The following is a 21,360-nucleotide window of genomic DNA, read 5'->3' on the forward strand; positions in this document are numbered from 1 at the left end:
AGCGCAGCAATGTGTGGAGCTGACGAGTACTAATCGGTCGAGGGCTTATCCTACAACAGTTTCACACAAGTAAACGCCGGATACTTCTTCATAAAACGCTTTGTTTCGCTTCCAGTTTTCAAGGCGCAAGGCCTTGGTTTGTTTCCCATGTGGCGGTGTAGCTCAGCTGGCTAGAGCATTCGGTTCATACCCGGAGGGTCGGGGGTTCGAGTCCCTTCGCCGCTACCAAGATTTCTTTCTCTTCCATGGAGGCTTAGCTCAGCCGGGAGAGCATCTGCCTTACAAGCAGAGGGTCGGGGGTTCGATCCCCTCAGCCTCCACCATCATAATGCGGAGCCGTGGTGTAGTGGCCTAACATGCCTGCCTGTCACGCAGGAGACCGCGGGTTCGAATCCCGTCGGCTCCGCCATTATTTTACTTAAGATTTACGGCTCGATAGCTCAGCTGGTAGAGCAGAGGACTGAAAATCCTCGTGTCGGCGGTTCGATTCCGTCTCGAGCCACCATTTGTATTTCCCGGTCGTAGTACCGGCTTCATATCATGGAGGATTAGCGAAGTGGCCAAACGCGGGAGACTGTAAATCTCTTCCTCACGGTTCGGTGGTTCGAATCCATCATCCTCCACCATTTTCGAGCCATTAGCTCAGTTGGTAGAGCACCTGACTTTTAATCAGGGTGTCGAAGGTTCGAGTCCTTCATGGCTCACCATTGCCAAACAATCAAAACAGATGCGAGAGCGTCTGTTTTTTTGTCGTTTCTGGGCATGTTAAGATCAAATTGCATTCGCGGAGGAAGACCGATGATCTACTTATACGCGCTCACGTTTGCCTTTACGGTCGTTATGCTGCTCGTGCCTCTCGTACGTCGCATCGCTCTTCGTGCGGGATTTGTCGACCGTCCGACGAAACGCAAAATTCACGACGAGCCCATTCCGCTGTTCGGAGGTGTGGCAATCTTCGCGGGTGTGATTGCGACATCTTTCGTGTTCATGGGACACCCCGCATTGTTTCGTACTTTAACAATCGGGGGCATAGCGCTCGTGCTCGTGGGACTTGTCGATGATGGCTTCAAGTCACGCAGACGCGATTTTCCCGTATGGCCGAGGCTGATCGCATACATAGCCGTATCGCTCGTTCCTGTCTGGCAAGGCATTGGCATTCAAGGCGTCTCTTCTCCGTCTTCCTCCGCGATGATATTATTTACTCCCGCCGTATCGGCAGCGGTGACTTTAATCTGGGTGTTCGCTCTCATCAACATGCTGAATTTCATAGATGGCATCGACGGCCTCGCTTCCGGTGTAACGGTGATCGCTTCGATGACGCTGTTTGCGGCTTCGCTCATTTTCAACCATAACCAAACCGCGCTGGCGGCGGTAGCGTTAGCGGGCTCATGCCTCGCCTTTCTGGCGTACAACTTTCATCCGGCACGCATCTTTATGGGAGACGCCGGGGCGACATTTCTCGGTTACACGCTGGCGGTGACGGCGATAGACGGGACGTTAAAAGGAGCGACGTTGCTTTCTCTGGCGGTACCTCTATTGGCGCTCGGCGTGCCGATTATGGATACGGTCATCGTTTTCACACGCAGATTGTTGGAAGGCAAAGGTCTGCATCGGGCGGATAATCTACATACGCATCATAGTCTAATGAAATGGGGACTGACGCAAGTTCAAACGGTTTCGTTCCTCTATTTGATCGCAGCTGTGTTCTCGCTTTTGTCAATCGTAGTCTTGCTTGTAGTCCGTTGAAGCGGTCATGAAGTCCCTTAGGTGCGCTAGATGTGGTACAATGACGCATATATCGCCATTATAATGCGGACAGGGGCTTCCGAATGAACAAAACGAAGCTGCAGCAACTGAGCGAGCTGTTGAACGCTCCCGTCACGTTAAAGAAGATGACGGGGGAAGAGTGGGAGAACGAAGGCGGCAGAAAACACCCGGAGACAGGCGACGCGACGCAAACCGAAAATTCGTGTTTGATGGTCGTGCGTGTTGACGGGGCTGAGTTGCAATGCTTGTCCATCTCTGCGACACTGACCCCTTTGGAGAGACAATTGCTCGGGTGGGCGGTTCAGCAAGGCGGGGTTAAGCCTACGGCGGGAGTTGGCTCCGACTTGGAGCGGCAAGCGCGCAGATTGGGCGAGTGGATTCAACAATCGGTCACTGCCGGAGAGTGGAGAGCAGAACTACCAGATAGAATGGAACTGCGCAATCGGCTGTTTGACGGCATGGTGCCTTTTCTTCTCCATTGCGAGCAGGTTGAAGATAAGGAGCCGACGTATGTCGAGCTTGAGAAAACAGTGCGTCCGTTTCTGACCGACGACACGCTGCTCATCCCGCTTAGGGAGCATGAGTGGCTCATTCTAAGCAGTGACCGAGTGTTGACCGAAGCGGATACGGATAACGACGAAGTGCTTGGTCATGAAGAAACAAAAGAAATTCTTGCAACGTTAGCGGAGGGGCTTCACCAGTTGTTGACTGGCGAGTGGGGCGGAGAATGCCATGTCGCGGTCGGAGAGCCGATCGTGCCGGCGGAAAGCGTCGTGCGTATTGTCGGGACCCTTCGAGAAACGATTTTCCTCGGGCGCAAGTTCCATCTTGGCATGCAGATCCATCTTCCGTGGCTCGTTCACCTGGAAAGATTGCTAAGCGGCATTCCCGAGCAGGTGAGATCGCGTTTTGTGGAAGAAATGATGGGACGGCCTGACTTATTTACCGACTCGGAAACGGTGTCCACGCTGGACGCGTTTTTCTCGATGGACTGCAATGTCAGCGAAACGGCGAAGAAACTGTATATTCATCGCAACACCTTACTATACCGTCTCGATAAAATAAAACACGAGGCTGGCTTGGACGTTCGTTCCTTTAACGACGCGGTTTTGGTCCGGATCCTATTGCTATTGTACAAAGTCACGAAAAGGAAATGAATTTTTTGTATGCTTTGTGCATAGTCATTTGACCGTAGTGTGGGTTAAGATAATCACGTACCTTCAAACGAAGTTTAGGGGGAAATGTACATGGCAGGCGTTCGTTTAGAAAAAGTGTATAAAAAATATGCAGGTACCGACAAAGCATCGGTTACCGACTTTAACCTCGACATTCAAGACAAAGAATTTCTCGTACTCGTTGGTCCATCCGGTTGCGGTAAATCGACGACTTTGCGTATGATCGCAGGTCTCGAAGAAATTTCCGAAGGCAAGCTGTATATCGGCGATCGCGTTGTGAACGATGTCGCTCCGAAAGACCGCGATATCGCGATGGTATTCCAATCGTACGCTTTGTATCCACATATGAACGTGTACCAAAACATGGCTTTCGGTTTGAAATTGCGTAAATTCCGCAAGGACGAAATCGATCGCCGCGTACGCGAAGCGGCTCGCACGCTCGAAATCGAGCACTTGCTCGATCGTAAGCCTAAAGCTCTATCCGGCGGTCAACGCCAACGTGTCGCTTTGGGCCGCGCAATCGTTCGTGAACCGCAAGTATTCTTGATGGACGAACCGCTTTCCAACTTGGATGCTAAACTGCGTACGCAAATGCGCGCTAACATCTCTAAATTGATGAAGCGTCTTGAGACGACTTGCATCTACGTAACACATGACCAAACAGAAGCAATGACGATGGGCGACCGTATCGTTGTTATGAAAGACGGTTTCATTCAACAAGCCGCTACGCCGGACGTTCTTTACAACCACCCGGTCAACCTGTTCGTTGCCGGCTTCATCGGCGCTCCTGCGATGAACTTCATCACGGGTCAACTCGTGGAAGAAGGCGGCTCCGTACGTTTCCGCGCAACGGGCTTTAACGTTGAAGTTCCTGAAGGCAAAGCGAAAGCACTTCGTGGCAAAGGCTATATCGGCCGTGAGATTATCATGGGCGTTCGCCCTGAAGATCTTCACGAAGAGCCAGTATTCATCGAAGCTTCTCCGAACAGTGTCGTAAACGCGACAATCGAAGTTTCCGAGAACCTTGGTCACGAAATGTTCCTTTACTTGAACGGTCTGGGTAAAGATAACGTTATCGCGCGCGTAGACGGACGTTCCGGTCTTCGCGAGAACCAAAACGTGAAATTGGCGATCGACATGAACAAAATCCATGTTTTCGACAAAGACACGGAACAAAACATTTTCGAGAACTAATCTTTGAGATAAAAGCCGTTCGGCCCTTGGCCGGACGGCTTTTTTGACATACATAAGAAGCAATTTTTTATCATATAGACTAAATTATTTCAATAGAGTATCGCGTTGCAGGAGATCGACCTTTTGGAGGAGAATATTTCCGAATACGCTTACAACAATAGGTGCGCCCGGGCAAAGCCGTTTCGAAAGCGGGGGACTGAATGTTCAGATCTTTTTTGCAGAGTAGAAGCATTCAGACCCACATTTTCTGGGGGATGCTTGCCGTCATTCTGTTTATTGTAGGAACGACAGGCGCGTTTTCTTATATTCAGGTCCAAAAAATTATCCAGAAGACAACAAGCCGTTACGCGAACGAAACGATCCGTCAAGCGCTGGGACGGTTAGAGAGCTCTCTTAACGAAATCGAAAGATTGACGCAGGTCGTGTCCAGGGATACGCGGATTCAGCGGGCGCTTGAAGGAGGATCTCCTAGTAACGAGGTGTTGGCCCAGGTCCGGGAAGCGGTCACCAATCTCAACCTGCAAAGCCCGTATGTTCAATATGCCGAAGTGTACCATCAGCAAAACATTTTGTACCCTTTTCTTGGACAGTCGATCGACAAGCTGCTCACGGAACAGCAACTCGGAGAGGTGGATCGCAATAACGGCAAATTGACCTGGATCGGGTATCAGGACGTGTTCCAATCGAGCGATCTTCCGTCTATCATGGCGGTTACTCCAATCGAGGGTTCTTACGATACGAAACGAATCGGCTATTTGGTAGTTTATATCAGTCCCGCTCTCATCAACATTATGGTGAAGGATTTTCAGTTGTCACAAGGCAGCACGATTGATCTGTTCGACCAGAAGGGACAGGTGTTATCCAGCTCGGACAATGAGCCCGACGAAGCGAAGAAGCTCGAGATTTATCAATCCCTCTCCGGCAGTAAGAATGGAAGCTTCATCCGCAAGGTTGACGGCGGCTCCTTCCTACTGAACTACCAGACGCTAAGCCTCACTAACTGGAAGCTGGTCTACCAGATCCCTTATTCAGAAGTTGTGGATCCGTTACTAAACATTCGCCGGAACTTTATTATCGCCGGTATCGGAGGCGTCATCATGACGCTGCTCCTGTCCATTCTGCTCGCCAAAACGATATCCGGTCCGGTTATTAATCTCGTCATGGAAATGAGGGAAGCGAGGAGGGGGAAAATGTCCTTCTCCCCGGTCCGCACTTCCAACTTGGAGATGAACGAGCTTAGCCGGAACTATCAAAAGATGGTGAACGAACTAAATGAGTGGATCGAAAAGGTGTACCAAGCGCAACTGCTGAAAAACCAAGCTGAAAAAAAGGCGTTGCAAGCCCAGATCAATCCGCACTTCCTGTACAATACTTTGGATACGATCCGATGGCTGTTGATCCTCAAGGACGAAGATGAGATCTCAAACTTAATCGTTGACCTGTCCAAAATTTTGCGTTATACGATCGGGAAGGACGACCACAACGGTCTCGTGCCGTTGATGGACGAAATTGAACAAGTGACCCGTTACTTGTCGATACAGAAAACACGTTTCAGCGACAAGCTGACCATTTCGTGTCATGTTGAAGACGAAGTGCGACAGATCCGCATCCCGAAGCTTCTGCTACAGCCGGTAGTCGAGAACGCCGTTCTTCATGGTATCGAGGGATTGGAAGACCAAGGCGTTCTCCAAATCCGGGGGTATAAGGATAAGAACTATTATAGACTCGAAATCGAAGATAACGGGACAGGCATGAGCAGGGAACAAGTCGATACGATTTTCAAACCTAATCCCGATTCCGAAACCGGGACGGGTATCGGTCTTCGCAACGTGTACGACCGGATCAAGCTGGTGTTCGGACCGTCCGGAGATATGAGGATTGAAAGCGAGCCAGGCCGCGGCACGAAGGTGACCCTCTACATACCGGAAGAAACGTCTATCACCAAAGGAGCATAACGCGATGAAGGAGACCGACAATTTACGAATTATGATCGTAGACGACGAGCCTACCGTTCGTTTGGGCTTATCCAAGCTGCTAAGTAAGCTGGATGCTTCCTGCACGGTTGTCGGCGAAGCACGCAACGGCGTGGATGCGCTCCAGAAGAACGGGCAGTTGAAGCCGGACCTGGTGTTTACTGACATCCGGATGCCCAAAATGGACGGTATTTCGTTTACCCAGGAGCTTGCCGAGGTCAGCCCGAATACGTTTGTCGTTCTGCTCACGGGTTATGCCGATTTCGAATATGCAAGGAACGGTATCCGGGCTTCCGTTTTCGACTATTTGTTGAAGCCTGTGGAAATCGACGATCTTCGCGAAGTTATTGGCCGCGCGAAGCGGCAAATGGCCATGACAGCCGGTAAAACGCAGGCGGAAAATAAGGATGCGTTAGCGTTTCCTTTGTCCACTTCGATCGAGTCGTTTGCGATCCAGGAGGCGGTAAAATACATATTGGACAATTACCGGCAAGCGCTCGGCATCCGGGAGGTCGCGGGGCATGTCTATTTAAATCCGAGCTATTTCAGCGTGTTATTCAAAAAGGAAACAGGTCTTTCTTTCAGCGATTTTCTCATGATCGTGCGCCTGGAAAAGGCGAAGGAGCTTCTGAAGAAAGTGCATTTGAAAATATACGAAGTCGCCCAAATGACCGGATTTCAGACTGGACGGTATTTTACCGAAGTATTCAAGGAACAAACGGGGATGCTTCCAAGCGAGTATAGAAATACGCCATTCTGATATGCAGGCATATGGGAGGGACGGCTTTGAAAAAGCAAACTCGCGTGGTGTGGATTGCGGCGGTACTTGCGCTAGCCGCCGTTCTCTCCGCCATGTACCTGTTGGGGAGGCTGGCGTCGGGTACCGGTTCTTCTCCATCCACTCCCGTTTCATCTCCGGCACCCGATGAAGGTCGGCGGATCAAGATCGGTTTTGCCAACTTTACGAACGATGTACAGTTTCCGCAGCAAGTGAAACAGTCGATCGAGCAAGAAGCCAAAAAACACGGCATAGAACTTGTAACGGCCGACAATCGGTTGGATGGGGCGACGGCGCTTCGCAATGCAGAACGGTTCATGACAGAGGGCGTTGATCTGGTGATCGAGTTCCAAATAGACGAAAGGTACGGCAATATCATCATGGACCGACTTCGACTGGCCGGCATCCCCGTCATCGCGATTGACATTCCGATGCCTGGAGCCATTTTCTTCGGAGCGGACAACTACCGGGCGGGATACATGGCGGGAACGGCTTTGGGCAACGCGATCAAGAGCAAGTGGCAAGGAAAGCTCGATCGATTGTTTATGCTCGAACTTCCCCAAGCCGGACCGATTCCGGCCGCAAGAATGCAGGGGCAGCGGGACGGATTGGAATCTATTATCGGAGCGGTACCTGAGGACCGGGTCCTTCATTTGGACAGCAAAAGCACGTTTGACGAGTCGAAGCGGCTGGTGGAGGAAGAGCTGAAGAAACTTTCGCCGGGGCTGAAGCTCGCTTTCGTGAATATGAACGACGACACCGCACTCGGAAGCCTTAAAGCTGTACAGGATGCCGGTAGAGCCGGCGACTCGCTCATCGTAGGTCAGAACGGAACGGAACCTTTCCTTAAGGAACTGTACAAAGATAATGCTACGCTGGTGGGGAGCACGGCTTATTTTCCGGAGAAGTACGGCGAGAAGCTGATTCCGGCAGCGTTAATGATGCTCAAGGGCCAGCCTGTTCCTCCGTATCTGTTTACGAACCATGTCTTTATCGATAAGAATAACGTCGGACAGTATATCCTGCGCGATAAGTAAAAATAAAGCAATTTAGCCGCTAGCCCCCGACGGGGTGAAGCGGCTTTGTTGCATTTTACATGTGATGCCCTAAATAATCCCCATGGAATCGGTATAAATCCAACCAATAGCCCACTATTTAGAAAGCGGATCCACCACTAAAATAAGCCTTGTAAGCGCAATCAATATGAAATGTATAAAAGGGAGAGGTTTCACCGATGAAGATGCAGGGAAGCAAAAGAGCTGTTCTCGCCGTCATACTTCTGATGTTAACGACGGTATTCGCCGCTTGTTCCGACAAAAGCAACAACAGTCAGTCGTCTGACACAGCCCAGGCAAGCGGTTCAGCAGGTGACACTTCGCCGAAAAAGACCTATAAGATTGGCTTTGCCAACCTGACCGAAGATGTTGCGTTTCCGGTTGACGTTCGCAAAGGAATCGAACGCGTGGCCAAGGAAAAAGGCGTCAAGCTTGTGCTGGCCGACAACAAGCTCGATGGCGCCACCGCCCTCTCCAATGCGGAAAATTTCATTACCCAGCAGGTCGACGGCGTCATCGAGTTTCAAATAGACGAGAAGTTCGGCAACGTCATTATGGACAAATTCCGCGCGGCGAACATTCCGGTTATCGCCATCGATATTCCGATGCCCGGAGCCACTTTCTTCGGAGCGGATAATTACAAAGCGGGTTCCCTGACGGGGGAAGCGCTCGGTAACGCCATCAAGGATAAGTTCGGCGGCAGCATCGATAAGTTCATCATGCTGGAACTTCCGCAATCAGGTCCGATCCCGGCGGCCCGCATGCAGGGTGCCCGAGACGGGGTGGAAAAAATCATCGGCAAAATCCCGGAAGAGAAAGTTCTCCATCTGGATTCTAAAAACACGCTCGAAGAAGCCCGCCGCGTGATGAACGACGTGCTTCAGACCATTCCGAAAGGCCAGAAGATGGGGATTGTCACGATTAACGACGATGTTTCCCGCGGAGCGGTCAATGCTCTACAGGCCGCAGGTCGCGAATCCGACGCTCTCATCGGATCGCAAGGTGCGGATGCCAATGGTCGTCCGGAAATCATGAGGGAAGGCACGCCTGTAGTCGGCACTACCGCCTATTTCCCCGAAAAGTACGGAGAATACTTGATCCCTGCGATTCTCGACTTGATCGAAGGCAAGCCGGTTCCGGCTTCCATCTTCATGAAGCATGAATTTATCACGAAAGACAACATGAAGCAGTTCTATCCGAACGGTTAAACGCGGCGCCGGCACGCCTGTCCCGTCGAAGCGGGACGGGCGTGTGTATACGGAAAGGGGGACGAGGAAATGAGCAATCCGGCATACAGATTGCAAATGAAAGACATTAACAAGTCATTCTCGGGAAACCAAGTGCTGTACGGCGTCGATCTGGAGGTTCCGGCGGGCAACGTGCTTGCTTTGCTAGGAGAGAACGGGGCCGGCAAGTCTACGTTAATGAAAATTCTGAACGGCGACTACTCCTTGGAAAGCGGGGAAATTGCGATCGACGGTGGCATTGTCGTCATTGATTCCCCGAGGCAAGCAGTGAGCAGGGGAATTCGCGTCATTTATCAGGAGCTGAATTACGTCAAGGATACGACGGTCATCGAGAATGTGCTTCTTGGCAGCTTCCCTAGGAAGTGGGGGGCTTTTTTCGATTGGAAGACGGCGGAAAGCCGCACTCGCGAAGTGCTCGGATTATTGAACGCGAATATAGATCCGTACGCGAGGGTGGCGGATTTGAATATTGCGGAGAAGCAGCTAGTGGAAATCGCCAAGGCTTTCTCCACGGAAGCGAAAATCCTGGTCATGGATGAACCGACGGCAGCTTTAACTTCCAACGAAACGAAAAATCTATTCAAGGTCATCCGCCAATTAAAGGAAAAAGGAGTTTCCGTTATTTACATTTCTCACCGGCTCGAGGAGATCGCAGAAATCGCCGACCTCGTCATGGTGATGCAAGACGGAAGAAGAGTCGGTTACGGACCGGTATCCGAATTCTCACCTTCCGAGATCGTGCGGCTCATGGTGGGACGCGAGGTGAACCAGAACCTGGCTCGCAAGGAAAGGAGCTTCGGTCCAGCCTTTCTGAATGTCGTGAAGCTCAGCAAGGAAGGCTCGATCAGGGACGTGTCGTTCGACCTTCACAAAGGAGAAATCCTGGGGCTCTACGGCCTGTTGGGATCTGGTATAAATGACGTGACGAAGGCGATCTTCGGAGCCGCTCCGGCTGATGGAGGGCAGGTCGTATTGGACGGCAAACCAAGGCGTTTCAACGCACCCCATCAAGCCATGAAGGCGGGGATCGCTTATGTCGCGGCAGATCGTAAGGTGTCCGGGCTGATTCTGGACATGAGCGTGAAAAACAATCTTACGCTCGCGAACATACGGAATTACGTTCGATTAGGATTCATGAAAGACTCGGCAGAGACACAATCGGTTAACGAATGGGTACAGAAGCTTGCAATCAAGCTGTCCGGAGGCATTGAACGGGAAGTTAGGTATTTGAGCGGAGGCAACCAGCAGAAGGTTATTCTTTCCCGGTGGCTGGACCGCGGCGCGCAAGTTTTGATCCTTAACGAGCCGACGATGGGCGTCGATATCGGTTCGAGAGCCGATATTTACCGGTTCCTCGACGAAATGCGCAATAACGGACTGTCCATCATCGTAGCCTCCTCGGACATGGCAGAGCTGCAAGCCATTGCTGACCGAGTCGTGGTCATACGGAACGGAGAAGTCGTGTCGAACATTCGGGCCGATGGCATTACGAAAGAAAAATTACTTGCAAGCGCAATGGGGGTAGGAGTTTCATGAAAAAAATTCCGCTGCCGAACGGAACCGGTTTGTTTGTACTCTATTTGGCTTTAATTATTTTTTTCGGGATGAGCTCTCCCTATTTCTTTACGACGGGGAACTTCATCAACATTCTGAACAACGCTTCCGTTCTCGGCATTATTGCGATTGCCATGACGTTCGTTATTATTTCCGGAGGGATTGACCTCTCTGTTGCGTCAGTGGTCGCATTGACTGGCGTATCTACCGTGCAAATCTACGGTCACGGCGCACCGGTTTGGCTTGCGGTCAGCTGCGGCATGATGATCGGGATTGCGGCAGGACTGATTAACGGGTTCCTCATTACCAAGCTTAAAATCAATTCCTTGATCACGACGCTCGGGACGATGTCCATTTTCCGAGGTTTGGCGTTCGTCCTCAGCGGAGGGCTGACGAACAGCATGCCGGATGCCGGCTTCGGCCAGTTGGGCCGCGGGCGCGTGGAAATATTCAGTCTGTCCGTCCCCTACCCGCTTATCATTTTGCTGTTGTTATTTATCTTCGCGTACATCGTACTGAAATACTCGATCTTCGGCCGCATGGTTTATTCCATCGGCGGCAATCCGGAAGCGAGCCGTCTCGCGGGCATCAAGGTCGTGAACCTGCAAATGCGGATCTACGTATTGGCGGGCGTTTTTTCTTCCTTCGCGGGGCTCGTGCTGACTTCCCAACTGGCCGCCGGCGCGCCGCAAGCAGCTACCGGAATCGAACTCAGCGTTATCGCGGCCGTCATTCTGGGCGGCTGCAGCTTGGTGGGGGGCAAAGGCACGATGGTCGGAACGTTCCTCGGCGTGCTGATCTTGGGTACAGTAAACAACGGACTCACCATTATGAATGTATCTTCCTACTGGCAAGATGTTGCGCGGGGGACCGTGCTGCTGATCGCGGTCGGGGCGGATCAGTTTCGTTTTGGAGGGCTGACGAAGATGTTTAGGCGTTTCTCCAGTCCGCGGTCCGCTTCCGGTTTGCAAGAAAGGGCTTCTTGAAAAGAAATATATGAGAGGCGACATTTGCTCTGGATTTTTGGAGCAGGTGTCGCCTTTTTCTACGCCGTGCATTTCAGTGCGAAATTTCGTATAAAGCGGGGCATGAGGTAGTCCGTCAGAGGGTGTTTGTGCGAAATTTCGTACACAGCAGGGCACAAGGTGGTCCGTCAGCTCCTGATTAGCTCATATTATTGTTGCAGCCAATTATCCAATTGGATTGCTTTGTCCCGTTATTTTCGATACGATGATAAAATAGGAAAAAAGTAAATTGTATTCAAAAAGTTCGGTTTTCAGCACCGAGAAGGTTGGATGCCGATTATTCTTCCCGAATCACTGCGTGATCAAAAGCAGACTTTTTGAATTACCTTTCAAAGGAGCTGTGCGATGGATGGCCAAAAAAGTGAGAGTATCTGAGCTCGTGCAGCAATTTCATCTTGAGATCGTCGCGGGCGAAGATGGCTTGAAACGCAAAATTGTTACGGACGATCTGAACAGACCGGGCCTCGAGATGGCCGGATATTTCAATTATTATCCTTCGGAACGTGTGCAAATTCTTGGCCGTACGGAGCTAGCGTTTCTTGAGACTTTGACGTCGGAGGAACGACGCGATCGCATGGAAGGCCTTTGTCACGAAGAAACGCCATGTATTATCGTAACGCGCGGACAGGAGACACCCGCCGAATTGATCGAGGTTGCGAACGAGCGGCATTTGCCCGTTCTTAGAAGCGCGGTTGCGACGACGATTTTGCTATCCCGGATTACGAACTTCCTCGAGAAGAAGCTGGCGCCTACGGCCACAATCCACGGCGTTCTCGTTGACGTCTATGGTGTCGGTATGCTGATAACCGGAGGCAGCGGTATCGGTAAGAGCGAGACGGCGTTGGAACTGGTAAAGCGCGGGCATCGGCTCATCGCGGACGACGCGGTTGAAATTCGCCAGACGTCCGACAATCACCTGTATGGTACGGCTCCCGATCTGATTCGGCATTTGCTCGAGATTCGCGGCTTGGGTATTCTAAACGTGATGACGCTCTTCGGTGCGGGCGCGGTTCGCAATTCGACGAGCATCAGTCTTGTCGTTAAGCTTGAGAACTGGCAGCAGGACAAGCAATACGACCGTCTCGGCTTGGACGAAGAGAAAACCAAAATCATCGAGACGGAAGTACCGCTGCTAACGATACCTGTACGCCCTGGGCGTAACTTGGCGGTTATTCTCGAAGTGGCGGCAATGAACTACAGACTGAAGAACATGGGCTACAATGCCGCGCTCCAATTTACGAACAAGCTGACCGAGGCAATCTCCGAAGACGATTACGAATAGAGGTAGTTCAAAAAGTCCGATGTTGATCACGAAGTGAATCATGAAGTGGATTCGGCGTCGAATCTTGAATTCAGCCGGGACTTCCGGTTCTCACGTAGGTTTGCCTACGCTCCGATCCTCATTCCCTAGCTTCTTTCAACCTTCTCGGTGCTGAACATCGAACTATTTGAACTCGCATGAATAGATCATTATCCATTGGAGGACGACCATGTTTACGATGCTTTTGGATCCTGTCGCGATCTCGATAGGGCCGTTAACGGTGCACTGGTACGGCATCATCTTAGGACTTGGCGCTTTGGCTGGATTGTTTCTTGCTATTCAGGAAGGCAAACGTTTCGGTATCAACGCGGATTTCTTCCTCGATCTCCTGCTCTTCGGAGTACCTTCGGCGATTATCGCCGCTAGGTTGTACTACGTCGCTTTCAAATGGGGGTACTACAAAAACCATCTGAATGAGCTGTTCGAAGTATGGAACGGCGGCATTGCGATCTACGGAGCATTGATCGGCGCTTTCATCTGCGGTTTCATCTACATACGTCGCAAAGGCTACAGCTTCCTGAGAGTGGCCGATATTTGCGCGCCTTCCTTACTGATCGGACAAATGATCGGGCGTTGGGGCAACTTTGTTAACCAGGAAGCTTACGGCGGAGAGGTTGAAAAATCGTTTCTTAGCGATAAGCTGCATATTCCTTCGTTTATCGTAGACCAAATGAATGTTAGAGGGGTCTACCATCATCCGACGTTTCTGTACGAATCGTTATGGAGCCTGGTCGGTCTCGTCATTTTATTTATTATTCGTCGCCGCGATTTCCTTCGCGTGGGCGAATTGCTGTTCTCGTATTTCATCTGGTATTCGATCGGCCGATTCTTTATCGAAGCTCTGCGTACGGACAGCTTGTTGTTCAAAGGCCCGTCATGGCTGCAATCCTTCCTTGACGCGCTGTGGAGCCCGATGACCGCCGTGTTCGAGCAAGGATATATGAACCCTGCCGAAGGCAACATCCGGGTGTCTCAGCTTCTGGCGCTCCTGCTCGTCGTCTTCTGCGTTGCGGCAATCATCGTTCGCCGCCGGTTGGGCTACGCGAAAGCGAGATACAAAGATCCCATCGTAAACACCAAATCTAGCGCGACCGTATCGGCGACATCGACAGTGCCTTCCGCTATTCCGCAAGATGAAACGGGGACAACAAGCAATGACGACAAACAAGAGGAACATCACGACCGTCCTGTTTGATCTTGACGGCACGATTATCGATACGAATGAACTGATTATCCAGTCGTTTTTCTATGCTTTAAAGGGTGTCGTACCTGTGACATTCGGTCGCGAACATATTATTCCGAGCATGGGGCAGCCGCTGACATTACAACTGCAGCAGTTCTCCGGCAGACAGGACGTGGCGACGCTTACGCAAGCGTACCGGGAGTACAACCATCTTAAACACGACGAGATGGTCTCTCTGTTCCCCGGCGTAGCGGATGTCGTCTCTCGTTTGCACGGGGCGGGACTGAAGCTTGGCATTGTAACGACGAAGATGCGTTCAACAACTCTGCGGGCGCTTGAACTGTTAGGTTTGCTGAAGTACATGGACACGATCGTAACACTGGATGACGTGACTCATGCAAAGCCGCATCCCGAGCCTGTCGCCAAGGCGATCGAAGCGCTCGGCGCCGCTCCCGGTCAAACGCTGATGGTCGGAGACAGCTCTGTGGACATGAAGTCCGCCACTGCGGCAGGCGCGGTACCGGTCGGCGTGGCCTGGTCGCTGAAAGGCGCGGACAACTTATTCGAAGCCGGAGCGGAGCACATGCTCTACGGAATGGAAGACCTGCTCATCTTGTGCGGAATCGAGGTCATCGAAGCTTGAGGAACGTGGAGCGGTACCCGGTAGAAGGGCCGAATGCGCTTTGGCAGATGTACCGTACGGTGTCGAGGTTCAAAGCGGTGCGTAACTTCATCTTCATTCAAATCTCCAGGTATTGCCCCAGCTTACCGGTAAAAAATTGGATTTACCGACGCGTTCTCGGCATGAAAGTTGGAAAACATACAGCGTTTGCTCTTATGGTCATGGTTGACGTGTTTTTCCCCGAGCGAATAACTGTGGGAGATAACTCAATTATTGGATACAATACGACGATGCTTACGCATGAGTACTTGATCAAGGAATATCGGTTGGGGGATATCCGAATCGGATCAAACGTCATGATCGGCGCGAACGTCACCATTCTGCCCGGGGTCACAATCGGCGACGGCGCCGTTGTGGCCGCGGGCTCCGTCGTGCATAAGGATGTCGCTCCGGGCGCGAGGGTCGGAGGAAATCCTTTAAAGGATCTGTGAAATGGAGTATAGTTAATTGCGTTAATGTTTAGATAATCTACAGTTTATTTGACGTTAACAAAATTAGCTTGAGGGCTATACCAAAGGAGCAGAACCGATGCAATCGACTTCCGTCCTGAAAGGACAGAGGGGTTTACTGTTTATTTCGACGTTCGTGCTGTTATTGCTGAAGATGGTGCTTTTTCGTAGTTTCATCTACGAAAATGTTAAATTAGAAGGTTTGCGTTCGGACGTTGTCGCCGTGTTGGCCGTTACTTGTTTATGCGAAATCGTGACGTCCGCGAGATGGAAAGCACTCGTGTTCGGAATCGTGAACTTCGTCATCTCGATTATGCTTTTCGCTTCGACGGTCTATTTCAATTATTACAGCACCGTGCCGATCTATACGGCGTTAAACGGTGCCGGTCAAGTCGGCCAAGTGGGAGACAGCGTTCGCGCCTCAATCGAAGGAACGAACTATTTGTTATTTATCGACTTGCCAATTATTCTCTTATTTTTCTTATATAAGAGATATAAGAACGGGAGCTTTCCATGCGCTGCGCAGATCGCCAAACGCTGGCAAGTTGCCATCGTATTGGCCGTAAGCGTCGTGTTATGCGGATTCTATATCAAGACGGACAAACATATTGCCAATGAGCTTGTCCTGTCCGAGAATCTCGGTTTCTTGAACTACCAGATCACCGCAGCGATTAAGGTTAGCGAAGGCGCGGGAGCAATCGATAAAGAAACGATCGTCTCTAACGTCGAGCAGCTGCAGCAAGAACAAGAAGGCGTCGCTGGACCGAAAGATGCTGACAAAACATCTCCGGCGGCGATGTTCGGTGTCGCGAAAGGGAAAAACGTCATCGTCGTTCAAATGGAAGCTTTCCAGAACTTTGCGGTCCACCTGAAGGTGAACGGTCAAGAGGTTACTCCGGTGTTGAACGAGCTCGCGACCAGCGAGTTCTACTTCCCGCACTTCTTCCAGCAGATCGGACAAGGCAATACGGCGGATGCGGAGTTCATGTCCAATACGTCCATCTACCCGACAGGGGTTGAGGCGATGTCTTCTGGGTATGGAGATCGCATCATTCCGAGCTCGCCAAGGCTGCTGGGCAAGTACGGCTATGTCTCCAACACGTTTCATGTCAACGACGTTACGTTCTGGAACAGAAATCAAATGTACCCGGCACTCGGGTTTACCAAATATTACGATAAACCGAGTTTCACGGATGATCACTTCAACGGATTCGGCGCTTCGGACGTCGAGCTTTATCGGGTTGGCATCGAGAAGCTGAAGGCGCTCAAAGACGAGAATCAGCCGTTCTATGCACAATTCGTAACAGCTTCCAGCCACCATCCGTTCAAAATTCCGAAAGATCTGCGCAAGCTTAATCTGCCGAAGTCGATCGAAGGCACGCAGCTCGGCGATTATTTGACGGCGCTTAATTACACCGATTACGCGATCGGCCAATTGATTCAAGGCTTAAAAGACAACGGAATGTGGGACAATACGATTCTGGTGCTCTACGGAGACCACTTCGGACTGCAGCCGAAAGACAACGACCCGAGCTGGGTTAGCGATGAGCTTGGAATCAAATATGACGAACGGGTAAGCCGATTTAACGTTCCGTTTTTCGTCCATGTACCGGGGCAAAAAGGAAGTGTTCGCGAAGTTGTCGGCGGACAAGTCGACATTATGCCGACGATAGCCAACCTGCTTGGCGTATCATTGAAAGACGAAGGGTACACCGTTTTTGGACATGATTTGTTTAATGTGGAACAAAATACGATCGGAATGCGTTATTATATGCCGACGGGCTCTTTTATCAACAACGACATTTTGTTCCTGCCCGGCAAAGGTTTCGAGGACGGCAAAGCGACCGATCTGAAGACGTTGTTGCCGGTAGCGGATTTCAGCAAATACCGCAAAGATTACGATTATGTACTCGGGCTGGAGAAATTGTCGGATCAATATGTTCGCTCGTTGCCGAGAGCTACGGAGTAGTCGATTCATTTGCACTGATTGAGAGGTGTCTTTCTTGCAGGCTAGGTCTCGCACGGTTACAGCATGGATTAACGCGATGCTCGTATGTTCGTTGCTCTTATTTATTCCCCAGGCGACCGCCGATGCGGCGAAGACGTTCCAGACACAGACGGTCGTCAGCGCCACCGTGGTTAAACCGAGCTATGATGTTATCGTGGCGGGAACTGACCCGGAAGGCGTTATGGCTGCCATCTCGGCAGCTCGCAACGGCCTGAAAGTACTGCTTGTCGAGAACAGGCCTCGTAACGTGTTGGGCGGGCTGATGACGCTCGGTTGGCTCAATTCGATTGATCTGAACAAATCGCCGAAGATCAGCAGGGAATTTCCGGCACGTTATTTGAACGGTGGTTTGTTCCAAGAGTGGTACAACCTGATCGGGGGCACATCGTTTGACGTTCGGCGGGCGGCCAACGCTTTCGCTCAGATGGTTCGCAATGAGAAAAACATCGACGTATTGATGAATGTACGATCGATGCAGCCGATGATGGAAGCGAACAAAGTTGTCGGTATGCAAATCGTCTCCGCAAACGGTACAGCTCAGACTGTCCGAGCCGGGGCAGTCATCGACGCAACCCAGGACGGCGATGTGATGGCGGCGGCCGGCGTTCCGTTCACGATGGGACGGGAAGATATCGGAGATCCGGTATCGAGAATGGCCGTAACGCTCGTGTTCAAATTAAAAGGCGTGGACGACAAAGCTTGGCAGAAGCTGAAGCAGCACAGAAGTCCCGGTGGCGGCGGTTCGGACGGGATGTCGATCTGGGGCTACGGAGATGCGAAAGAATACGTGTCGTCCGATCCGACCCGGGTCAAAATTCGCAGCTTAAATATCGGGCGGCAGGAAGACGGGACGATGCTGATCAATACGATGCAGATTTATGACATCAATCCCCTCGATCCGGCTTCTTTGCAAGAAGGGATCAAGATTGGACAGAAAGAAGCGCCGCGGATCGTCGATTACTTGAAGAAGAAATACAAGGAATTCGCGACGCTGCAATACGCGGGAACGGCGCCGGAGCTATACGTTAGGGAATCTCGCCATATGCTGGGCGAATACCGGCTCACGATGGCTGATTTGATGAACAACCGCGATTTCTGGGACGCGATCGCTTACGGTTCTTATGAAGTCGATATCCAAAGCTTTACTCATGCGTATTCCGGAGCAATTGTCATGATTCCTGAGCAGTACGGCGTACCGTTTCGCTCGCTTGTGCCTCAGCGAATCGATGGATTGCTCGTCGTCGGAAGGGCAGCGAGCTTCAATACGCTTCCGCACGGTAGCGCGCGGGTGATCCCGCTTGGGATGGCAACAGGGCAGGCTGCCGGTGCGGCGGTTAAACTGGCGAAAGACTACAAAATGAGTTTCCGTGAATTATCCAAGTCGCAATCCGGTATTGCGGAGCTGCGTAAGCGGCTGACAAAGCAAGGCATGGATCTTAGAATGGTCAAGTTCCCGAAGCCAAGCTACGCGAAGCATAAGTACTTTTCGGGGCTATTGGCGGTAACGAGTCTAGGAGCTGCGGTCGGGGGTTATGGGAACGATAAGTGGGATCTGGACGGACCTTCTAATCCGTTAAGGTTGTACAATACAGTGCAGGCGTTCCACAGAATGTTTCCGGAAGCATTTCCGAACAAGTTTTCAATGGCGCTCAAAGAGTTACCGAAGGAAAAGCCTTTATCGCTTAAACAAGCCGCATATATCATTGCCCTAAGCGCGGGCCTGGAAGCAACGCCGGAAACGGCTCTTCAAGTGATAATTGACCGCGAAATCATCACAAATGACTTCATTAAGGGTATTAAAAACCAAGCGAAGCTTACGAACGGTGAAGCATTCATGATCGTGCGGGGGACGCTTAAAGCAATCGCGAACGTCGAATACACTTAACCTGTCATGTAGCAGCGACGGGATTCCCGGTACTTCTTCGGAGGTGCCGGGATTCTTTGTAATTGACGAGGCAAAGGCGGCATGATAGTATACCGTTAAACCTTTATTTTGGCAGCATGGTAACTTGGTAGCACTTTAAAGCGTTAAAGACAATAGTTAACGGCATTACTTACATAGAACGACTTGTAGAAACGAGGTTACGACGATGACGAAACCGAAAGTGTTCGAGAAGCCGACCGGCGTTAAAGATTATTTGCCGCATGCGGTTTCCAAGCTGCGCCGCATCGAAAGGGACGTTCTTGCGTGCATGCGCCGCTGGGGCTACGAACAGATCATGACGCCGACGATCGAATATTACGACACGGTCGGGGTGGCGAGCGCCACTTCGGATCAGAAATTATTTAAGCTGCTGAATCAACGGGGGACAACGATTGTACTTCGTTCCGATATGACGGCGCCGATCGCGCGCGTGGTCGGTTCGCTGTTGAAAGATGAGCCTTTCCCGATTCGGCTTAGCTATCACGGCAATGTGTTCAGGGCATTCGAAGAGGAAGGCGGGCGCGAGGCGGAATTTTACCAGACGGGTCTCGAGCTTGTCGGCGACGCTTCCCCGGAAGCGGATGCGGAAGTGATCGCATTAGCGATTGCTTCGTTGCAGGCGGCAGGCGTGCCTTCGTTCAAGATTGCGATGGGTCACGTCGGTTTCTTGAACGGGTTGTTCCGGGAAACGTTGCCAGAGTTGGCGGAAGCGCAGGAGGCACTGAAGGCATGCCTGTTGCAGCGGGACCATGTCGGCTACCGCGATGCGATCCGGGAACTGGCGATTGACGAAGCCTGGAAGCGCGAGCTGGAGCATATTTTGCGGCTGCGGGGCGGCAAAGACGTATGTGCGCAAGCGCTGGAGCTTAGCGCGAACGAAGATGCGCGGACCGCGATCCGGCATCTGTGCGAAGTGTGGGATGCGCTTGAAGCTTACGGCTTGCAGGAACATGTGCTGATCGATCTGACGATGATCGGAGACTTTTCGTATTATACGGGAATGACATTCGAAGGCTACGCTTCGCAGTTGGGTTTCCCGGTTGTCAGCGGGGGCCGTTATGACAACTTGCTCGCGCAATTCGGCCGTCCTGCGGCTGCGACAGGGTTCGCGCTGAAAACAACGCGCATTCTGGATGTGGTCGGCGAAGCGGCGGAAGAAGAGAAACGCGTACTTATTGTGTATGAGAGCGGCGAACGAAATGCCGCGATGCAAAGAGCGGCTGAGCTGAGGTCGCAAGGCGGCGTTGTTGTTACGAAACTGGTGACAGCAGAAGAGAAGCGGGAGCTGAGAGCGGGCGCGTTCGAAGACAGCGTGGCCAACGGCGAATTTGTATATAACGGCCGCGCTTATGGTTTGGAGACTGTCGGGGGGAGGAAAGATCGTCATGACGGATAACGGCGTATTAAAAGTCGCCATGCCTAAAGGGCGCATTTATAAACAGGCAAGCAAGCTGTTCCGCCAAGCGGGACTGCCTATTCCCGAGGACTTCGACGATTCGCGCAAGCTGATCATTCCGGTTCCTGAGGCGAACATGGAGTTCATTATGGCGAAGCCGGTGGACGTTCCAACCTACGTCGAATACGGTGTCGCCGATATCGGCATCGTTGGCAAGGACGTGCTGATGGAGGAGAACAAAGACGTTTACGAACTGCTCGATCTTGGCATTGCCAAATGCCGCATGTCGGTTATCGGCTTGCCGGATTGGAAACCGGTCATCCACCCGCGGGTGGCGACCAAATATCCGCGTGTTGCTTCGCAATACTTCCGTGAGCAAGGGCAGCAGGTCGAAGTGATCAAGCTGAACGGCTCGATCGAGCTGGCGCCGCTGATCGGTCTTGCGGACCGGATCGTGGACATGGTGGAAACGGGAAAGACGTTGCAGGAAAACGGGCTTGTGGAGCGTGAGACGCTGTTCCAGGTAACGAGCCGATTGATTGCCAACCGCGTGAGCTATCGGATGAAGAATGTCTCGATTCAATCGCTGTGCGATAGATTAAACGCGATCATCTCAAGCGGAGTTTAGA

Annotated in this window: 17 protein-coding genes and 6 tRNA genes; all 23 read left to right on the plus strand. The window is 51.7% G+C overall.

Going from position 1 to position 21,360, the window contains the following annotated elements; translation table 11 throughout:
* The first annotated feature begins 151 nt into the window (after positions 1 to 151).
* The 23 genes from ACFPOF_RS00450 (at position 152) to hisG (ending at position 21,359) form a co-directional block, all read left to right on the plus strand.
* Positions 152 to 228: transfer RNA gene (locus ACFPOF_RS00450), tRNA-Met, on the plus strand.
* Between the two features lie 19 nt (positions 229 to 247).
* Positions 248 to 323 (plus strand) — tRNA-Val (locus ACFPOF_RS00455).
* Between the two features lie 9 nt (positions 324 to 332).
* Positions 333 to 409: transfer RNA gene (locus ACFPOF_RS00460), tRNA-Asp, on the plus strand.
* Between the two features lie 20 nt (positions 410 to 429).
* Positions 430 to 505: transfer RNA gene (locus tag ACFPOF_RS00465), tRNA-Phe, on the plus strand.
* A gap of 37 nt (positions 506 to 542) precedes the next feature.
* Positions 543 to 626: transfer RNA gene (locus ACFPOF_RS00470), tRNA-Tyr, on the plus strand.
* A gap of 5 nt (positions 627 to 631) precedes the next feature.
* A tRNA-Lys gene (locus ACFPOF_RS00475) sits at positions 632 to 707 on the plus strand.
* A 91-nt stretch (positions 708 to 798) separates the two neighbouring features.
* Positions 799 to 1,746 (plus strand): MraY family glycosyltransferase, encoded by a 948-nt coding sequence (locus ACFPOF_RS00480; RefSeq protein WP_378128534.1) that lies wholly within the window; start codon positions 799 to 801, stop codon positions 1,744 to 1,746.
* A gap of 83 nt (positions 1,747 to 1,829) precedes the next feature.
* The gene (locus ACFPOF_RS00485) at positions 1,830 to 2,924 is read left to right on the plus strand and encodes a PucR family transcriptional regulator (RefSeq protein WP_378128536.1); all 1,095 of its coding nucleotides are present in this window, start codon (positions 1,830 to 1,832) and stop codon (positions 2,922 to 2,924) included.
* A 90-nt stretch (positions 2,925 to 3,014) separates the two neighbouring features.
* A complete protein-coding gene (locus tag ACFPOF_RS00490) occupies positions 3,015 to 4,136 on the plus strand; it encodes an ABC transporter ATP-binding protein (RefSeq protein ID WP_378128538.1) in 1,122 nt (373 codons plus the stop codon).
* A gap of 200 nt (positions 4,137 to 4,336) precedes the next feature.
* On the plus strand, positions 4,337 to 6,091 hold the full coding sequence (locus ACFPOF_RS00495) for a cache domain-containing sensor histidine kinase (protein ID WP_378128540.1): 1,755 nt from the start codon (positions 4,337 to 4,339) through the stop codon (positions 6,089 to 6,091).
* A 4-nt stretch (positions 6,092 to 6,095) separates the two neighbouring features.
* Complete coding sequence (locus ACFPOF_RS00500; protein ID WP_378128542.1) at positions 6,096 to 6,869, plus strand: response regulator transcription factor; 774 nt, start codon at positions 6,096 to 6,098, stop codon at positions 6,867 to 6,869.
* 26 nt (positions 6,870 to 6,895) lie between these two features.
* Positions 6,896 to 7,924 carry a sugar ABC transporter substrate-binding protein gene (locus tag ACFPOF_RS00505; protein WP_378128544.1) on the plus strand — a complete coding sequence of 343 codons (1,029 nt, stop codon included), beginning with the start codon at positions 6,896 to 6,898 and terminating at the stop codon, positions 7,922 to 7,924.
* 197 nt (positions 7,925 to 8,121) lie between these two features.
* A complete protein-coding gene (locus ACFPOF_RS00510; protein WP_378128546.1) occupies positions 8,122 to 9,150 on the plus strand; it encodes a sugar ABC transporter substrate-binding protein in 1,029 nt (342 codons plus the stop codon).
* Positions 9,151 to 9,219: 69 nt separating this feature from the next.
* The gene (locus tag ACFPOF_RS00515; protein WP_378128548.1) at positions 9,220 to 10,725 is read left to right on the plus strand and encodes a sugar ABC transporter ATP-binding protein; all 1,506 of its coding nucleotides are present in this window, start codon (positions 9,220 to 9,222) and stop codon (positions 10,723 to 10,725) included.
* A complete protein-coding gene (locus tag ACFPOF_RS00520) occupies positions 10,722 to 11,729 on the plus strand; it encodes an ABC transporter permease (RefSeq protein ID WP_378128550.1) in 1,008 nt (335 codons plus the stop codon). The genes ACFPOF_RS00515 and ACFPOF_RS00520 overlap by 4 nt, the downstream gene beginning before the upstream one ends.
* A gap of 388 nt (positions 11,730 to 12,117) precedes the next feature.
* Entirely contained in the window at positions 12,118 to 13,050 is a 933-nt protein-coding gene (gene hprK / locus ACFPOF_RS00525; protein ID WP_378128552.1) for an HPr(Ser) kinase/phosphatase, read from the plus strand.
* A 208-nt stretch (positions 13,051 to 13,258) separates the two neighbouring features.
* The gene (gene lgt / locus ACFPOF_RS00530) at positions 13,259 to 14,284 is read left to right on the plus strand and encodes a prolipoprotein diacylglyceryl transferase (RefSeq protein ID WP_378128554.1); all 1,026 of its coding nucleotides are present in this window, start codon (positions 13,259 to 13,261) and stop codon (positions 14,282 to 14,284) included.
* Positions 14,244 to 14,915, plus strand: a complete 672-nt coding sequence (gene ppaX, locus ACFPOF_RS00535; RefSeq protein ID WP_378128556.1) for a pyrophosphatase PpaX — start codon at positions 14,244 to 14,246, stop codon at positions 14,913 to 14,915. Before lgt ends, ppaX begins: the two co-directional genes overlap by 41 nt.
* The gene (locus tag ACFPOF_RS00540; protein WP_378128558.1) at positions 14,912 to 15,385 is read left to right on the plus strand and encodes an acyltransferase; all 474 of its coding nucleotides are present in this window, start codon (positions 14,912 to 14,914) and stop codon (positions 15,383 to 15,385) included. The genes ppaX and ACFPOF_RS00540 overlap by 4 nt, the downstream gene beginning before the upstream one ends.
* 97 nt (positions 15,386 to 15,482) lie before the next feature.
* Positions 15,483 to 17,372 (plus strand): LTA synthase family protein, encoded by a 1,890-nt coding sequence (locus tag ACFPOF_RS00545; RefSeq protein WP_378128560.1) that lies wholly within the window; start codon positions 15,483 to 15,485, stop codon positions 17,370 to 17,372.
* A gap of 34 nt (positions 17,373 to 17,406) precedes the next feature.
* Positions 17,407 to 19,296, plus strand: a complete 1,890-nt coding sequence (locus tag ACFPOF_RS00550) for an FAD-dependent oxidoreductase (protein ID WP_378128562.1) — start codon at positions 17,407 to 17,409, stop codon at positions 19,294 to 19,296.
* A gap of 205 nt (positions 19,297 to 19,501) precedes the next feature.
* Positions 19,502 to 20,731 (plus strand): ATP phosphoribosyltransferase regulatory subunit, encoded by a 1,230-nt coding sequence (locus tag ACFPOF_RS00555; protein ID WP_378128564.1) that lies wholly within the window; start codon positions 19,502 to 19,504, stop codon positions 20,729 to 20,731.
* Positions 20,721 to 21,359, plus strand: a complete 639-nt coding sequence (gene hisG, locus ACFPOF_RS00560) for an ATP phosphoribosyltransferase (protein WP_378128566.1) — start codon at positions 20,721 to 20,723, stop codon at positions 21,357 to 21,359. Before ACFPOF_RS00555 ends, hisG begins: the two co-directional genes overlap by 11 nt.
* Position 21,360: the final 1 nt, after the last annotated feature.

It is taken from the genome of Cohnella soli (assembly GCF_042655525.1).
GTDB classification, from domain to species: domain Bacteria; phylum Bacillota; class Bacilli; order Paenibacillales; family Paenibacillaceae; genus Cohnella; species Cohnella soli.

What these genes read in the sequence shown, in the direction of transcription:
- ACFPOF_RS00490 (WP_378128538.1), top strand. Translation starts at nt 3,015, where the DNA reads ATGGCAGGCGTTCGTTTAGAAAAAGTGTATAAAAAATATGCAGGTACC.
- ACFPOF_RS00555 (WP_378128564.1), top strand. Translation starts at nt 19,502, where the DNA reads ATGACGAAACCGAAAGTGTTCGAGAAGCCGACCGGCGTTAAAGATTAT.
- ACFPOF_RS00520 (WP_378128550.1), top strand. Translation starts at nt 10,722, where the DNA reads ATGAAAAAAATTCCGCTGCCGAACGGAACCGGTTTGTTTGTACTCTAT.
- ACFPOF_RS00510 (WP_378128546.1), top strand. Translation starts at nt 8,122, where the DNA reads ATGAAGATGCAGGGAAGCAAAAGAGCTGTTCTCGCCGTCATACTTCTG.
- ACFPOF_RS00485 (WP_378128536.1), top strand. Translation starts at nt 1,830, where the DNA reads ATGAACAAAACGAAGCTGCAGCAACTGAGCGAGCTGTTGAACGCTCCC.
- ACFPOF_RS00480 (WP_378128534.1), top strand. Translation starts at nt 799, where the DNA reads ATGATCTACTTATACGCGCTCACGTTTGCCTTTACGGTCGTTATGCTG.
- lgt (WP_378128554.1), top strand. Translation starts at nt 13,259, where the DNA reads ATGTTTACGATGCTTTTGGATCCTGTCGCGATCTCGATAGGGCCGTTA.
- ppaX (WP_378128556.1), top strand. Translation starts at nt 14,244, where the DNA reads ATGACGACAAACAAGAGGAACATCACGACCGTCCTGTTTGATCTTGAC.
- ACFPOF_RS00545 (WP_378128560.1), top strand. Translation starts at nt 15,483, where the DNA reads ATGCAATCGACTTCCGTCCTGAAAGGACAGAGGGGTTTACTGTTTATT.
- ACFPOF_RS00500 (WP_378128542.1), top strand. Translation starts at nt 6,096, where the DNA reads ATGAAGGAGACCGACAATTTACGAATTATGATCGTAGACGACGAGCCT.
- ACFPOF_RS00515 (WP_378128548.1), top strand. Translation starts at nt 9,220, where the DNA reads ATGAGCAATCCGGCATACAGATTGCAAATGAAAGACATTAACAAGTCA.
- hprK (WP_378128552.1), top strand. Translation starts at nt 12,118, where the DNA reads ATGGCCAAAAAAGTGAGAGTATCTGAGCTCGTGCAGCAATTTCATCTT.
- hisG (WP_378128566.1), top strand. Translation starts at nt 20,721, where the DNA reads ATGACGGATAACGGCGTATTAAAAGTCGCCATGCCTAAAGGGCGCATT.
- ACFPOF_RS00495 (WP_378128540.1), top strand. Translation starts at nt 4,337, where the DNA reads ATGTTCAGATCTTTTTTGCAGAGTAGAAGCATTCAGACCCACATTTTC.